The organism is Steroidobacter gossypii (assembly GCF_016801985.1).
Taxonomy (GTDB): Bacteria; Pseudomonadota; Gammaproteobacteria; order Steroidobacterales; family Steroidobacteraceae; genus Steroidobacter; species Steroidobacter gossypii.
This window is the reverse complement of the sequence record NZ_JAEVLS010000009.1, coordinates 103,033-116,411: the sequence shown is the minus strand read 5'-3', so window position 1 is coordinate 116,411 and position 13,379 is coordinate 103,033. Positions and strand designations below refer to the sequence as shown.

Sequence of the window (13,379 nt, the reverse complement as noted above, 5' to 3'; positions counted from 1 at the left end):
GTCTCTCCTCGAAAGGGGGGCCCGACAGCGGGCTAGTCGATATAACGGGCGCGAGCCATCTCACGCTCGGCGACGTACTGCGCGTTGGCCAACGCCTCGCGCGTGGTTATCTGCCCCGCCACCGCGGCCGAGAGCTGCTGACCGACCACGGTGCCGATCCCCTGATAGGGCGCGATGGAAACAAAATTGCCGCCGACGTACGGCGTCTCGAGCACCGAAGGGCTGTGGGTATCGGCCGCTTCGATGGCTTGCAATACGATGTCTGCGAACGGCGCGGCCTGCTGATACTCCGCGCTCGCATACAGCGACTGACGCGTTCCAGGCGGCGCGTCCGCCCAGCCGGATTCAGCCGCAACCAAGCGCAGATAGGACTTGCCGGTCGCCCAGGCGACGAAGCGCTTGGCGGCATCGATGTTTTGCGAGGCCGCTGGAATGGCGAAGCTCCAGGCCCACAGCCAGTTGCCATGGTTCTGCACTTGGACGCGCGAAGGAAACAATGCGAAGTCCACTCGATCGTGAACCGAGGATTGCCGCGGATCCGAAACGAAGGACGCGGCCACCGAAGCGTCGATCCAGATGCCGCACTTGCCGCCCTGAAACAGCGCCAGGTTTTCGTTGAAACCGTTGGTCGACGCGCCCGGCGGGCCGTACTCCCTCAACAGACCCACATAGAAGGACACGGCGTCGCGCCAGGCCGTGGATTGCAGCTGCGGCTGCCAGTTCATATCGAACCAGCGACCGCCCCAGGAGTGCGCCAGCGAAGAAACAAACGCCATGTTCTCGCCCCACCCGGCTTTGCCGCGCAGACAAATGCCATACATGCCGTTGTCGCGATCGGTGATTCTCTCGGCGGCCTCGCGAATGAAACTCCAGGTCGGATGCTTCGGCATCGTCAGACCGGCCTGCTCGAACAGATCGGTGCGATACATGGTGAGCGCGCTCTCGGCGTAGAAAGGCGCCGCGTAGAGCTTGCCTTCATAGGACAGAGAATCGGCGATGGCAGGCAGCAGGTCGTCGCTCGCGAAGTCCTCGCCGAGATCCTCGAGCGGCACCAGCCAATTCTGCGCAGCCCAGATCGGCACTTCATAGTTGCCGACCGTCATCACATCGTACTGGCCGCCCTGGGTGGCCACATCGACGGTGACGCGCTGACGCAGCAGGTTCTCTTCCAGCGTGACCCAGCGCAGCTCGATCTCGGGGTACTGGCGCGTGAATTCAACCGCCAGGCGTTGCATGCGGATCATGTCACCGTTGTTCACGGTGGCGATGGTCAGCGTATCGGCGCTGGCCCACGCCGTGAAAATCGAGGCCAAACCCACGCTCAGCGCGAGCAGCCGTTTGCTCATTGTCATCGACAAGCCTCCTTGTTCAGGATTCGGGACTTCGGCAAGTCCACTCGGAAGGCCCACTGCTCGATGCGCGTGCGGTCAGGCGCGCGCCAGCGGACTTTGAGTTGTCAACGAACCACCGCCGATAAGAGGATCGACGCCGCTTCGGCTAAGGCATACCCGCAATTCGGGGTGAGCATGCCACCAGATTGTTGTTAGTGCCGCCGCGCGCGTACTCGCTGCGTGCGGTCACAGATCGGCGTGCCGGATGCATAATCCGGCCGCTCGTGTGTTATGGCCACGATTCTGCAGCCGTCTGGAGACATGATAGTAGAAATTGCGCACTGCGCCAACCCATCGAGCTCAATTTTCACTGAACGGACATAACAGCGGCGCGTGACGCGTACATTCCATTTCGGGATCAAACATCGGCGCGCAACCAGCTCTTCGACGAGATTGCATGACTCGCGAGCCGCTCGCTCGGATTGTCTCTTCTCTATATGATGAGTCGGCATGATGAATGGACATGATGAATCGCCGACCTGAAGCTGGCTCGACGCATGAACCGAAAGAAAATCTCCGCGATCTTCGAGCGCCTCAAAGCCGCCAATCCCAAGCCGACCACCGAGCTGGAATATTCCACGCCGTTCGAGTTGCTGATCGCCGTGATCCTGTCCGCTCAAGCCACCGACAAGAGCGTCAATCTCGCCACGCGCGAACTGTACAAACATGCCAATACGCCGCAGGCCATCCTGGCACTGGGCGTGGAAGGACTGTCGCGCTATATCAAGACCATCGGTTTGTTCAACACCAAAGCCAAGAACGTGATCGCAACCTGCAAGATCCTGGTGGAACAGCACGGCGGCCAGGTTCCCGAGTCGCGCGAAGCCTTGGAAGCCCTGCCCGGCGTCGGCCGCAAGACCGCCAATGTGATTTTGAACACCGCCTTCGGTCATCCCACCATCGCGGTCGACACGCACATCTTCCGCGTCTCGAATCGCACCGGCCTCGCGCCAGGCGACAACGTGCGCATGGTTGAAGATCACTTGCTGAAGGTCGTGCCACCGAAGTACGCGCACGACGCGCATCACTGGCTGATCCTTCACGGCCGCTACACATGCATCGCTCGCAAACCGAAATGTCCCGAGTGCGTGATTCTCGATCTGTGCGAATACGAAGCAAAGACGCCGCCGGAGACCCAGCCCGAGAAACGCAGCATCTTCGCGACCAAACCCAAGCTTGCGCGCAAGCTTGGTAAGAAGCGCGCCTGACAGGAGTTTCAGATACGCACGATGCTTGCGTCGTATGTTGCTCGCTCGCCAGCCCGGCGCGTTGTATCGTACGACATCCCCTGAATCCGCCGGATCCCAAGGAAGATTGCATGCATCGACGCGCTTTCATTCGACAAGTCGCGATTGCTGGCGTCGCGGCTCACCTGCCTTTCACGACGCAGGCAACCACGGCGCCAGCTCGATGCAATCGCGATTCAACGGCCGAGGAAGTCACGAAGGGTCTGGAGCTCACAGGCAAGGTTGCGGTCGTGACTGGATGCAACTCCGGCATCGGATTCGAGACCATGCGCGTGCTCGCCTTGTGCGGCGCGCATGTCATTGGTACGGCGCGCACGCTCGATAAAGGCAAGGAGGCGTGCGCCCGAATCAAGGGCGAGGCCATACCGGTCGTGCTGGAGCTCACGGACTTCGATTCCGTCGCCGCATGCGCAAAGGCGATTCGCGACATGGTCGCGAGCGTCGACATGCTGATCCTGAACGCCGGCATCGTTCTCGACGATTGGCAGCAGGTGAACGGGCTCGAAAAACAGTTCGTCGTGAATCATCTTGGCCATTTCATTCTCACGCAGCGTCTGCTCGATCGCGTCACCGCCGCTGAGCAAGGCCGCGTAGTCGTGGTCGGCAGCGGCAATCATCGCGACGCGCCGGCCGGCGGCATTCAGTTCGACGATCTGTCCGGCCGTGGCTGGTACAAACGAGGCTACGCTCATTCAAAGTTGGCCAATGGCCTGTTCTCTTTGCAATTGTCACAACGGCTGCGAGGCACGCGCGCGACCTCGAACTGCCTCACGCCGGGGCCAGTGGACACCAACATTCGTCGCGATCTTCCGGCCAGCTCGGCGCCGGCCAATCTCAAGTCACCCGCACAAGGCGCCGCCACGGTTTGTTACGTCGCCGCCCATCCGAGCCTGAAGCACGTCAGCGGCGAATACTTCTCCGACTGCAAGCCTGCCCCGCAGAGCGCAGATCAGACAAACCGCGCCATGGCCGCGAAGCTCTGGCAAGTGTCGACCGAATTGACAAGAGACCACCTCGCCTGACCCGACACGTGACGTTGCAGCCCGAGGTCCGCCTTTGTGCTGAACGACGGCCAGGTCATTTGAGGTGAAGACGGCCAGGTGTTGAGCCCGGCGCGCGGTGAGCGACTGTGGCTCGACAGCACTGCGCCTATGTGACACGCCAACGGCGTCGCGCATTTCCTGACAGGGCGCAGCGACACGTTGTACTCGGTGACATTGCCCGGAGACTCGGCTCGGCGGAAGCGGCTAGAATCGCCGCATGCCGATTTTCGACACCCAGTCCCGCGATCAGCTGCGCCAGATGTACATCGAGGCGTGGCGCAAGCATCGCGAGGGCGTGCCCATGGAGCCGCTCGAGGCGCAGATCGCCGACGTGGTCGCGCTTCATCCTGAATATCAGGCGGAGCTTGAGCGCCCGGACCAGGTGCTCGACCGCGATTACAGCCCGGAGAGCGGGCAATCCAACCCGTTTCTGCACATGGGGCTGCACCTGGCAGTGCGCGATCAGATTGGTACCGATCGTCCCGTTGGCATACGGGCGGCATTCGAGGCGCTGGCGGCGCGCACGGGCACGCCGCACGACGCCGAACATCAGATCATCGAATGCCTCGCAGAGGCGTTGTGGGAAGCGCAGCGCGCCGGCCGGCCGCCCGATGAGCAGGCTTATTTGCGCCGTGTGCAGGGTCTGGCGGGCCTTCGCATCCGGTGATACCTGCGTTCGTGGACCGCGTGGTGGCCGGGCCAGGACCTGGATGGTAGATTCCGCCACCTCTCGATCTCGCGCCTTCGCGCCAGCCATCCGCCAACATGCCGACCATCCAACAAGACGATGTGATCCAGAGCGTCGCGGACGCCCTGCAGTACATTTCTTATTACCACTCGCCGGATTTCATTCAGGCCATGGCGGCCGCCTACGAGCGCGAGGAAAGCGCGGCGGCGAAAGACGCGATCAAACAGATTCTGGTGAATTCGCGCATGTGCGCCGAAGGTCACCGGCCCATCTGCCAGGACACCGGCATCGTCACGGTGTTCGTCAGGGTGGGCATGAACGTGCAGTGGGGCGACGCCACCCTGTCGTTGAGCGACATGATCAACGAAGGCGTGCGCCGCGCTTACAACCATCCGGACAACACGCTGCGCGCCTCCATCGTCGGCGATCCGTTGTTCGATAGAAAAAACACGAGGGACAACACGCCCGCCGTCATCCATATGGAAGTGGTGCCGGGCGACAAGCTCGACATCCAGCTTGCCGCCAAGGGTGGCGGCTCGGAGAACAAAGCCAAGCTCACGATGTTGAATCCGTCCGACTCCCTGGTCGACTGGCTGGTGAAGACCGTGCCGCAGATGGGCGCGGGCTGGTGTCCGCCCGGCATGCTCGGCATCGGCATCGGCGGCACGGCCGAAAAAGCCATGGTGCTGGCCAAGGAAGCTTTGTTCGAAGAGATCGACATCCACGAGATTCGCGAGCACGGCCCGAAGGACAAGTTCGAAGCGCTGCGACTCGAGATCATGGACAAGATCAACGCGCTCGGCATCGGCGCGCAGGGCCTCGGCGGCCTGACCACGGTGCTGGATGTGAAGATCAAACATTACCCGACGCATGCCGCATCGCTGCCGGTCGCGGTGATTCCAAACTGCGCCGCGACCCGCCATGCGCATTTCGTGCTCGATGGCTCGGGTCCCGCGAAACTCGATCCGCCGGATCTGGAGTTGTGGCCCAAGCTCACCTATCAAGCGTCCGCCGATTCGCGTCGTGTGAATCTCGACGCCCTGACGCGCGAAGATGTGGCCTCCTGGAAGCCCGGCGAACGTTTGTTGTTGTCCGGGAAGATGCTCACCGGTCGCGACGCTGCGCATAAGCGCCTCAGCACCCTGATCGAGTCGGGCCAGCCGCTGCCGCCGGGGCTGGATTTCAAGAACCGCGTGATCTATTACGTCGGCCCGGTCGACCCGGTCAAGGGCGAGGCGGTCGGTCCCGCCGGCCCGACCACCGCCACGCGCATGGACAAGTTCACCGAGATGATGCTCGGCAAGACCGGCCTGATCGCCATGGTCGGCAAAGCCGAGCGCGGCCCCGAAGCCATCGCGTCGATTCGCAAGCACAAAGCCGCCTATCTGATGGCGGTCGGCGGCTCGGCCTACCTGGTGTCCAAAGCGATTCGCTCCAGCCGCGTGGTCGCTTTCGGCGATCTGGGCATGGAAGCGATCTACGAATTCGAGGTTCGCGATATGCCTGTGACGGTCGCGGTGGACGCGCGCGGCGAATCGGTGCATGAGACCGGCCCTGCCGAATGGCGTCAGCGCATCGCCGGCATCCCCGTGAAGGTCATGTAAGGTCACCTGCTAACGAAGAAGGAGCGAGGCGATGGATGGACCGATGCAGATCAAGTACGCGATCCTGTTGCCGCCCACCGCCCTCGCCTTGATCACCGCATTCGTATTCGCGCGGCTGTATCGAGACCGCATCGCCGAGATCCGCGCGCGTCGCATTCATCCACAGCACCTGGCGTCCGCCAAGCAGGCGCAGGACACGTTGCAGAACGTGGCCGCGTCCGACCACTTCCGCAACATGTTCGAAGTGCCGGTGCTGTTTTATGCACTGTGCGGCTTCCTGGCGATCACGCAGCTGACCAATCATCTGCTGCTGGCTTGCGCGTGGGGCTACGTCGCTCTGCGCGCGGCTCACACCTACGTGCATCTCACCTCGAATATCGTCATCCGTCGCTTTCAGCTGTTTTTCGCCAGCAGCATCGTGCTGTTTGTGATGTGGGCGATCTTTGCCGCGCGCTTGCTGACCGCGTGAGCCGAATTTACAAAGTATCGAAATCCAGACCGCGGTGAGCCTCAGGCGGCCGCTTTGGCTCGATACGCCGAGAACATCGAGAACACCCACGGCCGGCACGCCAGCAGCAGCGCCACGCTGCTCTTGTCGCGCGTCGGCGCCTGCATGTCGAGCGCCGCGAGGTCGGCAAAGTCCGCCGCCAGCTTGTCGATCTTCTTGAGCAGGATGCGCACCGACGCCGGTGACAGCTCCGCCGAATGAAACGACAGGGTTTCGTTGCTGCCGGTGAAGGGACCTTGCAGAAATTCTGCCCGCACCTGGCGCTCATATAGCTTACGCACCGGCCCATCCGGTCGCCACGCGATCGGCAGGCGCGCATGCAGATGCACTCGGCGCTTGGCGTCGACGTCGATGAGCTGCGCCTCCACCAGTCTCGTCAACAGACCACGCATGGTGCGAGCGTTGAGCCCGAGCCGACGCTCCGCCGCCTCGACCGAGCGGCCGTTCAATAGCAAATAAAACAACGCCAGCAACGATGCATCGCTGGCGAGCGTGCGTTCCTGCTCCAGCGACAGGCTGAAGCTTTGTACCTCGCGCGGTCCGGACGCCATGCGTACCAAATCGGCGACACTCATGTCGATGGCCGCGCACACGCGCTCGAGTCGCACCAATGTAAAAGATTCATCCGAAAACAAACGTTTCACGGAGGACTCGCTCAGACCCAGCGTGCGACCGAGTCGCTGATACGTCATGCCACGCGCGCGCAAGCAACGCTTCAAAGTTTCCAGCAGATGTTTGGTCTCGTTCACTGCAACAAATTCCGACAGGACTTGGGGAGCGATCCCTAGAGTACCGTATTCCGGTACTTCGGTTATCAAAGCTTGTTCGTTGGATTTATGCCGCTAAGGTGGCGCCTGCCGGAACATTCGCCGACTTTGGTTGTTGCGGCAACGTCGAATAAACAAGAGGAATCGATATGAAGGTGTTTCACGCGTTACGTGCTCGGATGAGGCCGGCGCTGCGCTGGGCCGTGCCCGCGCTCGTCATCGCCGCGCCGGGCGTCGCCGGAGCTGACGATGTCGGCCACTGGTATCTCACACCGCAGATTGGCGGCATTTCCGTCGATAACGATCGGCCGGTGCAAGACAAGGACTGGCTGTATGGTGTCGCCATTGGCAAACACCTGAGCGAGCTCATCAGTCTCGAATTGAACCTCAATGGCTCGCAGATCGGCGGCGGCCCGGCTCGCAGCGATCTGAGCCTGTACGGCGGATCGCTCGATGTATTGACCGTGTTCAATCGCGGCAGCCGGATCGAGCCATTCCTGACCTTCGGCGTCGGCGCGTTGCAAGCCGAGCGCAGCCCGGGCACCAACGCGACCAATCTCATGGGACAGGTCGGTGCGGGCGTGTTCTGGAAGGCGTGGGAAAGCGCCGACGGCTCCAGCAGCTTCGCGCTGCGCCCCGAACTGAAGATGCGCGTGGACGAAGACGGCGTTCCCGACAACAACCGGGACTACCTCGGCCTGCTCGGCTTCCAGTTCTCGTTTGGCTCGCCGGCTGCCAAGCCCGTGCAGACACCGCCTCCCGCACCAGAGCCACCGCCGGCCCCGCCCCCGCCGCCTCCGCCGCCGCCTCCGGGAGATCAGGACAAGGATGGCGTGCTCGACAACATCGACAAGTGCCCCGACACGCCCGCAGGCGTGGCAGTGGATGCTTACGGTTGCACGCGCAAGGGGTCCATCACACTCGAAGGTGTGACGTTCGAGTACAACTCGGCGCGTCTGAAGCCTGAGTCGCGCACCGCGCTCGATGCCGTGGCCACGGATCTGAGGAAATATCCGCGCTTGCAGATCGAGCTGCAGGGTCACACGGATGACAAAGGTTCGGATGCGTACAACTTGAAGTTGTCACAGCAGCGCGCCGATGCGGTACGCACCTACTTGCTCGATCAAGGCGTGCCCGCCGGTCAGCTGACTGCGAAAGGCTATGGCGAGACGCAGCCGATCGAAGACAACACCACCGAAGCCGGTCGCGCACTGAATCGCCGCGTGGTGATGTACGTGCTCGACAACCCCAGCGACGTGCAAGTCGAGGGTGCAGGTAAGGTCGAGGGACGATAACGTGTGACGATGCGGCCACCTCCCCGGCTGGGGAGGTGGCCTTTTCACGTCTGTGGAAACTGATATCCCGCGAACTGCTGTCGCAGTTGCAGCTTGCTCAGCTTGCCGGTCGCGGTCAGCGGCAACTTCTCGACGAACACTACGTCATCCGGAATCCACCACTTCGCCACTTTCCCCGCGAAGAACTGCAGCAGCTCCTCGGCCGTCAGCGCGGAGCCCGGCTTCAACACCGCGACGAGCAGCGGCCGCTCCTGCCACTTTGGATGAGGAATCGCGATCGCCGCCGCCTGCGCCACCGCCGGATGCGAGACCGCCAGGTTCTCCAGCTCGATGGAGCTGATCCATTCGCCGCCCGACTTGATGACATCCTTGGTGCGATCAGTGATCTGCATGTAGCCCAGCGGGCAGATGGTCGCGACGTCGCCGGTGTTGAACCAGCCGTCCTCCTCGAACACATCGTCACTCTCGCGTTTGTAGTAGCCCGCCGCGACCCACGGGCCACGCACCTTCAGCGCACCGAACGTTTTTCCATCGCGCGGCACTTCCTGCCCATCCTCGCCCGCCACTTTCAATTCAATGCCAAACACCGTGCGCCCCTGTCGCGCCCGCAATGCTTCGCGACGCTCCTCCGGCAATGCTCCCGCCTCGGGCGTTTGGCAGCGAATCGTGCCGATCGGGCTGGTTTCGGTCATGCCCCATGCATGCACGACCTCCACACCGTGACGTTCACGCAATTGATCCATCAGCGCGATTGGCACCGCCGAGCCGCCGCTCACTACACGAGACAGACTGTCGACGCGCTTGCCGGTCTTCTCCAGGTACGCGACCAAGCCTTGCCACACGGTCGGCACACCGGCCGAGAAGGTGACCTGCTCTTCTTCGATGAGCGCCTGCAGGGTCTCGGCATCGCCCATCTTCGATCCCGGAAACACCAGCTTCGCGCCTACCATGGGGCACGAATACGGCAGACCCCAGGCGTTGACATGAAACATCGGCACGACCGGCATCACCACCTCGTGCGCCGACAGGGCCATGGCGTCCGGCAAGGCGGCGGCATAACAGTGCAGGACGGTGGAGCGATGGCTGTAGAGCACGCCCTTGGGATCGCCCGTCGTGCCGGACGTGTAACAAAGCGAGCTGGCGGTGCGCTCGTCGAACTCGGGCCATTCGAAATCATCGCTCTGGTCGGCGATCAAGGATTCGTAGCTGCGAGCCCGCGGCAGCTGCGTCCGCGGCATGTGAGCATCGTCAGTCATGACCACGCAGCCTTCGAGCTTCGGCAGGCGTGACTGCAACTTCTCCACCAGCGGCACGAACACCGGATCGACGAACAGCCAGCGATCCTCGGCGTGATTGATGATGAAAGCGATCTGGTCTTCGAACAGTCGCGGATTGATGGTGTGACAGACCAGGCCCGAGCCGGACACCCCATAGTAGGTTTCGAAGTGACGATAGTCGTTCCAGGCCAGGGTGGCGATGCGATCGCCCCGCTGCAACTCGAGACGCTGCAACGCATTGGCAAGTTTGCGAGCGCGTGCGAACGCGTCACGGTAGGTGTAACGATGTCTGGGATTGTCGGCAGTGATCGAGACGATCTCTCGCCGCGGGTGTTGCAGTTCTGCGTGGCGCGCGATGCTGCTGATGAGCAGCGGCCGATCCATCATCTGTCCGAACATCGCCGTTCCCCCGGTGGATCTTTGTAGTATCCGAAGTGATACCACAAATGCCGTGAGAAGGCTGTTCGGTCAGGGCGAGGTGGTGCTGAGCGCGGCGGCGGTGGGCACAGTGTGCAGCGACTCGGCGGCAATAACCGTCGGCGCCTGCGGAGACGTTGGCGTGGTCGCTGGCGATGGAATGGGCTGAATCGGCGGCGCCGCCGGCGTCGGCTGATCCGCGGCAGCGGCGCCGAAACCAAACTGCACGACGATGCGCGCGATGTGCGGATGCTCGCTGCTCCATTGCATGAAGTTCACGCACACCGCTTTGAGATCGGCGCCCTGCGCATATTCGAATGAATTGCCGGTGAAACGCGCGCCGCCCAGGTCCTGCTCGAAGCTGACCTGATGCTGCTCCCAAGGGTGTTGCATGGCGTTCGGCTGGGCGAACAGCTGGATGCCCTCGACGCGTGCATAGGAAGGGATCGTCCCGCACAGCGCGATTCGCTGCGCATCCTGCTCGCCACACGCGGTCGCGCCAACGGCGCGGCAAGCGGGGATATAAACGACGGACTCGACGCTGTCCGACACGCCTTCGGCAGCTGCCGGCACCATCAGCGGGCGAGCAGGCTCCGACACTGGCTCGGCCATTTTGGCCGCTTCGACGCGCGCCGCTTCTTTTTCATTCGCAATCAGGGTGCGCAGTTCCTTCAGCTCGCCGCGCATTGCACTGATGTCTTCCTCCGAACGCTGCTTGATCAATTCCGAATACAGAAAGCCGCCGGCCGCGGACGCCACCATCAGCGCCAGCACGGCCAGCACCGAGCGCATGGTCGAGCCTTTCTTGGGACGCACGTCGACCTTGCTGGGGGTGCGCTTTTCCTTGATGGTGCTGAACAGCTGAAACAGCGCGGTGGTGACGGTGGCCAAGGCGCCGATCATCGCCGCCATGATGGTTTCGGAAAGGTCCATAAGTCCCTAGAGGTTTGCGCCGCCCCGCGGCCTCATGAATGCGGGCGAGCGCCCATCCTTATGTCTGGTCTGCTCGGGGACTGTACTGCGTCACACTTTGCGGCTCTGCCGAGCAGTTGGCAGTTTCGAACCGGCGGGCCGGGATGGATGCAGCTGCATGGGCCGCCGTTCAGCTGCGCATTCAGAAACGCCCCCCGGACTGCGACCGGCCGCTCATTCCGGGAAGCCCCTACTCAACTCCCCCGAACAGCCGCCGTTAATAGCGTGAAACGATGATGTCGCCGCCCTGGCCCGGGCGCGATAAGGCAGATTCTGTGCAATTGGAGCGCGTGTAAATGTCTGGAGCCTCGAAGTCAGTTCTTGCGGTGGACGATTCCGCGTCCATGCGCCAGATGGTTCGTTACACCCTGGAAGGTGCCGGCTATGAAGTGATCCAGGCCGCCGACGGCGTCGAAGCGCTGGACCTCGCCAAAACACGCGGCGTGGATCTGGTGCTCACCGACGTGAACATGCCGCGCATGGACGGCATCACGCTGGTCAAGGAACTGCGCGGCCTGGATTCGTACAAGTTCACGCCGATGCTGGTGCTGACCACCGAATCGGGTCCGGAAACCAAAATGCGCGGCAAACAGGCGGGCGCGACCGGCTGGATCGTCAAGCCGTTCAATCCGGACCAGCTGCTGGCCACCATCGCCCGGGTGCTCTGACCCACGGCCCCAAGCCCGCGTGTATCCGTCCATGCTGCCGAACTCAATAGAAATCTCCAACGCCGAAGCAGCGCCGCTCGCCGATTGGACGCCCGAACAACAGATCGCGCACATGCTCGAGCTGTGCGAGGCGCAGATGGAATCGGCGATGTGCGAATCCGACCTCGCGGTCGACTCGCTGGTCAAGGCGTTCTCCGGCCTCGCGGATACCGCGCGGTCGATGAAAGTCGCCGCCGCCAAGCTCACGCCGGAACAGCGCGAGGCGCTCGGCGATCTGGATTTGAACACACAGATGGAGTCGATCGAGCGGCAGATGACCTCGGCCGTGGTCGCCTTCCAGTTCTATGACAAGCTCACGCAGCGGCTCGGTCACGTGCGTTACAGCCTGTCGACGCTGGCGCTGTTCGTTTGCGACCGCGCCCAGGCGAGTCAGCGCGATCAGTGGCGACGTTTGTTCACCACGCTGAAGCGCCTGTATCGCACTGAAGAAGAGAAGCAGATCTTCCAGATGATGGTGGAAGGCGCGTCCGCCGACGAAGCGCGCGACCATATCCACCAGAGCACCCAGACCATCCGCGTCGGCAACGCGGGCGAGATCGAGCTGTTCTGATTCGGATCGGATCAACAGGGTCGCTGGCGCCGCCGAAGCCTCCGACGAGGCTGGTTGTGTAGCAGCGGCAGCTGCGAATATTTCTTTGCATGTGACAATCGCTGCACTGCAAGCTGAGAAGCGCGTCTCAGTTCAATTTTTTTTGCATTGCATTTCGCGGAGCGGTGTGACCTGACGCACGGTCAAGAATCGTCAACAAGCTACTGTTGCAACGTCGATGAGCTTGTAACGAGTAGGTCCGGTATTGACCTCGCCAATTAGGGAGTGAGTGTCATGGCGATCACGTCTCAACAAATCGTCGGAATTGCTGGCGCGTTCGCGCTGGTGGGCGCAGCCGTGTGGGCCTCGTCGGCCCTGATGGCTCCGCCAAAGACCTCCGGGAGCGTCGAGATCAATCAGCTGCCCGAGCGCTCCTGGGCAGTGGAGATCACCGATCTCGGCCCGGTGGAGCCGACGCCTGAAAAGCGCACCGCGAGTCGATAACAGCGACCCGCGATCGATTCGCCCTGCAGGCGCCCTCACGCGCCCGCCTCACTGCGTGGGCGTGATTTCTCCTTCGCCGACCTTTTCGACCATGGTCTTGATGCCGTTCTCGAAGCCCGGCCCGGAGCCGTTGTAAAACAAGTACACAGGCTTCTCGTTCCGTAGCAAGTCGATGGCGTTGTGATAGTGATCCAGGTGGTAGTACAGCACCACCTGTCCCTTGGTCAGCGTGTCCGCCGGCAAAGTAGCGCCGTTCGGCAGAAACACCATCATGCCGATGTAGTTGCCCGCGCCCTTCAGCGCGATCCTTGGTGGATACGCGTTTGCAGAGTAGAAGACTTCATACGCGTCGATGCGGGTCAGGGACATTCCAGTCGGCTCCTGCCAATAGCGCTAGGGTCGACAATAT

The 13,379-nt window shown here is 62.3% G+C and carries 14 protein-coding genes; 9 read left to right on the top strand and 5 right to left on the bottom strand.

Going from position 1 to position 13,379, the window contains the following annotated elements; all coding sequences use genetic code 11:
• Positions 1 to 32: 32 nt before the first annotated feature.
• Positions 33 to 1,346, bottom strand: a complete 1,314-nt coding sequence (locus JM946_RS28550) for an ABC transporter substrate-binding protein (RefSeq protein ID WP_407700614.1) — start codon at positions 1,344 to 1,346, stop codon at positions 33 to 35.
• A gap of 542 nt (positions 1,347 to 1,888) precedes the next feature.
• Here JM946_RS28550 and nth point away from each other — a divergent pair.
• The 5 genes from nth to JM946_RS28525 all read left to right on the top strand — a co-directional run bounded on the left by nth (position 1,889) and on the right by JM946_RS28525 (position 6,442).
• Positions 1,889 to 2,599 (top strand): endonuclease III, encoded by a 711-nt coding sequence (gene nth / locus JM946_RS28545; RefSeq protein WP_203170864.1) that lies wholly within the window; start codon positions 1,889 to 1,891, stop codon positions 2,597 to 2,599.
• A gap of 110 nt (positions 2,600 to 2,709) precedes the next feature.
• Positions 2,710 to 3,660, top strand: coding sequence for an SDR family NAD(P)-dependent oxidoreductase (locus JM946_RS28540; protein ID WP_203170863.1), 951 nt, complete (start codon positions 2,710 to 2,712; stop codon positions 3,658 to 3,660).
• A gap of 238 nt (positions 3,661 to 3,898) precedes the next feature.
• Positions 3,899 to 4,348: a DUF1841 family protein gene (locus JM946_RS28535; protein WP_203170862.1), complete on the top strand. Its 450-nt coding sequence runs from the start codon at positions 3,899 to 3,901 to the stop codon at positions 4,346 to 4,348.
• A 98-nt stretch (positions 4,349 to 4,446) separates the two neighbouring features.
• Positions 4,447 to 5,973 carry a fumarate hydratase gene (locus JM946_RS28530; RefSeq protein ID WP_203170861.1) on the top strand — a complete coding sequence of 509 codons (1,527 nt, stop codon included), beginning with the start codon at positions 4,447 to 4,449 and terminating at the stop codon, positions 5,971 to 5,973.
• A gap of 31 nt (positions 5,974 to 6,004) precedes the next feature.
• Positions 6,005 to 6,442 (top strand): MAPEG family protein, encoded by a 438-nt coding sequence (locus JM946_RS28525; protein WP_203170860.1) that lies wholly within the window; start codon positions 6,005 to 6,007, stop codon positions 6,440 to 6,442.
• A gap of 41 nt (positions 6,443 to 6,483) precedes the next feature.
• Here the strand turns inward: JM946_RS28525 and JM946_RS28520 are convergent, their stop codons facing one another.
• Positions 6,484 to 7,230: a helix-turn-helix domain-containing protein gene (locus JM946_RS28520; protein WP_203170859.1), complete on the bottom strand. Its 747-nt coding sequence runs from the start codon at positions 7,228 to 7,230 to the stop codon at positions 6,484 to 6,486.
• Between the two features lie 167 nt (positions 7,231 to 7,397).
• Between JM946_RS28520 and JM946_RS28515 the strand changes: the two genes are divergently transcribed.
• Complete coding sequence (locus JM946_RS28515; protein WP_203170858.1) at positions 7,398 to 8,543, top strand: OmpA family protein; 1,146 nt, start codon at positions 7,398 to 7,400, stop codon at positions 8,541 to 8,543.
• A 44-nt stretch (positions 8,544 to 8,587) separates the two neighbouring features.
• Here JM946_RS28515 and JM946_RS28510 read toward each other — a convergent pair whose 3' ends face one another.
• Both JM946_RS28510 and JM946_RS28505 read right to left on the bottom strand, forming a co-directional pair.
• A complete protein-coding gene (locus JM946_RS28510) occupies positions 8,588 to 10,219 on the bottom strand; it encodes a 3-(methylthio)propionyl-CoA ligase (protein WP_203170857.1) in 1,632 nt (543 codons plus the stop codon).
• 69 nt (positions 10,220 to 10,288) lie between these two features.
• Complete coding sequence (locus JM946_RS28505; protein WP_203170856.1) at positions 10,289 to 11,170, bottom strand: hypothetical protein; 882 nt, start codon at positions 11,168 to 11,170, stop codon at positions 10,289 to 10,291.
• 335 nt (positions 11,171 to 11,505) lie between these two features.
• Here JM946_RS28505 and JM946_RS28500 point away from each other — a divergent pair, with 335 nt between their 5' ends.
• The 3 genes from JM946_RS28500 to JM946_RS28490 all read left to right on the top strand — a co-directional run bounded on the left by JM946_RS28500 (position 11,506) and on the right by JM946_RS28490 (position 12,970).
• Positions 11,506 to 11,877 (top strand): response regulator, encoded by a 372-nt coding sequence (locus JM946_RS28500; protein WP_203170855.1) that lies wholly within the window; start codon positions 11,506 to 11,508, stop codon positions 11,875 to 11,877.
• A gap of 31 nt (positions 11,878 to 11,908) precedes the next feature.
• Complete coding sequence (locus tag JM946_RS28495; protein WP_203170854.1) at positions 11,909 to 12,487, top strand: hypothetical protein; 579 nt, start codon at positions 11,909 to 11,911, stop codon at positions 12,485 to 12,487.
• Positions 12,488 to 12,760: 273 nt separating this feature from the next.
• Positions 12,761 to 12,970, top strand: coding sequence for a hypothetical protein (locus JM946_RS28490; RefSeq protein ID WP_203170853.1), 210 nt, complete (start codon positions 12,761 to 12,763; stop codon positions 12,968 to 12,970).
• Positions 12,971 to 13,018: 48 nt separating this feature from the next.
• On the opposite strand, the gene JM946_RS28485 is transcribed toward JM946_RS28490, so the two are convergent.
• On the bottom strand, positions 13,019 to 13,339 hold the full coding sequence (locus JM946_RS28485) for a hypothetical protein (protein WP_203170852.1): 321 nt from the start codon (positions 13,337 to 13,339) through the stop codon (positions 13,019 to 13,021).
• Between the last annotated feature and the right edge of the window lie 40 nt (positions 13,340 to 13,379).

Bases quoted from the DNA above. Each gene is read 5' to 3' on its own strand.
- JM946_RS28550 (WP_407700614.1), bottom strand. From the start codon at position 1,346: ATGAGCAAACGGCTGCTCGCGCTGAGCGTGGGTTTGGCCTCGATTTTC.
- nth (WP_203170864.1), top strand. From the start codon at position 1,889: ATGAACCGAAAGAAAATCTCCGCGATCTTCGAGCGCCTCAAAGCCGCC.
- JM946_RS28540 (WP_203170863.1), top strand. From the start codon at position 2,710: ATGCATCGACGCGCTTTCATTCGACAAGTCGCGATTGCTGGCGTCGCG.
- JM946_RS28535 (WP_203170862.1), top strand. From the start codon at position 3,899: ATGCCGATTTTCGACACCCAGTCCCGCGATCAGCTGCGCCAGATGTAC.
- JM946_RS28530 (WP_203170861.1), top strand. From the start codon at position 4,447: ATGCCGACCATCCAACAAGACGATGTGATCCAGAGCGTCGCGGACGCC.
- JM946_RS28525 (WP_203170860.1), top strand. From the start codon at position 6,005: ATGGATGGACCGATGCAGATCAAGTACGCGATCCTGTTGCCGCCCACC.
- JM946_RS28515 (WP_203170858.1), top strand. From the start codon at position 7,398: ATGAAGGTGTTTCACGCGTTACGTGCTCGGATGAGGCCGGCGCTGCGC.
- JM946_RS28510 (WP_203170857.1), bottom strand. From the start codon at position 10,219: ATGTTCGGACAGATGATGGATCGGCCGCTGCTCATCAGCAGCATCGCG.
- JM946_RS28505 (WP_203170856.1), bottom strand. From the start codon at position 11,170: ATGGACCTTTCCGAAACCATCATGGCGGCGATGATCGGCGCCTTGGCC.
- JM946_RS28500 (WP_203170855.1), top strand. From the start codon at position 11,506: ATGTCTGGAGCCTCGAAGTCAGTTCTTGCGGTGGACGATTCCGCGTCC.
- JM946_RS28495 (WP_203170854.1), top strand. From the start codon at position 11,909: ATGCTGCCGAACTCAATAGAAATCTCCAACGCCGAAGCAGCGCCGCTC.
- JM946_RS28490 (WP_203170853.1), top strand. From the start codon at position 12,761: ATGGCGATCACGTCTCAACAAATCGTCGGAATTGCTGGCGCGTTCGCG.
- JM946_RS28485 (WP_203170852.1), bottom strand. From the start codon at position 13,339: ATGTCCCTGACCCGCATCGACGCGTATGAAGTCTTCTACTCTGCAAAC.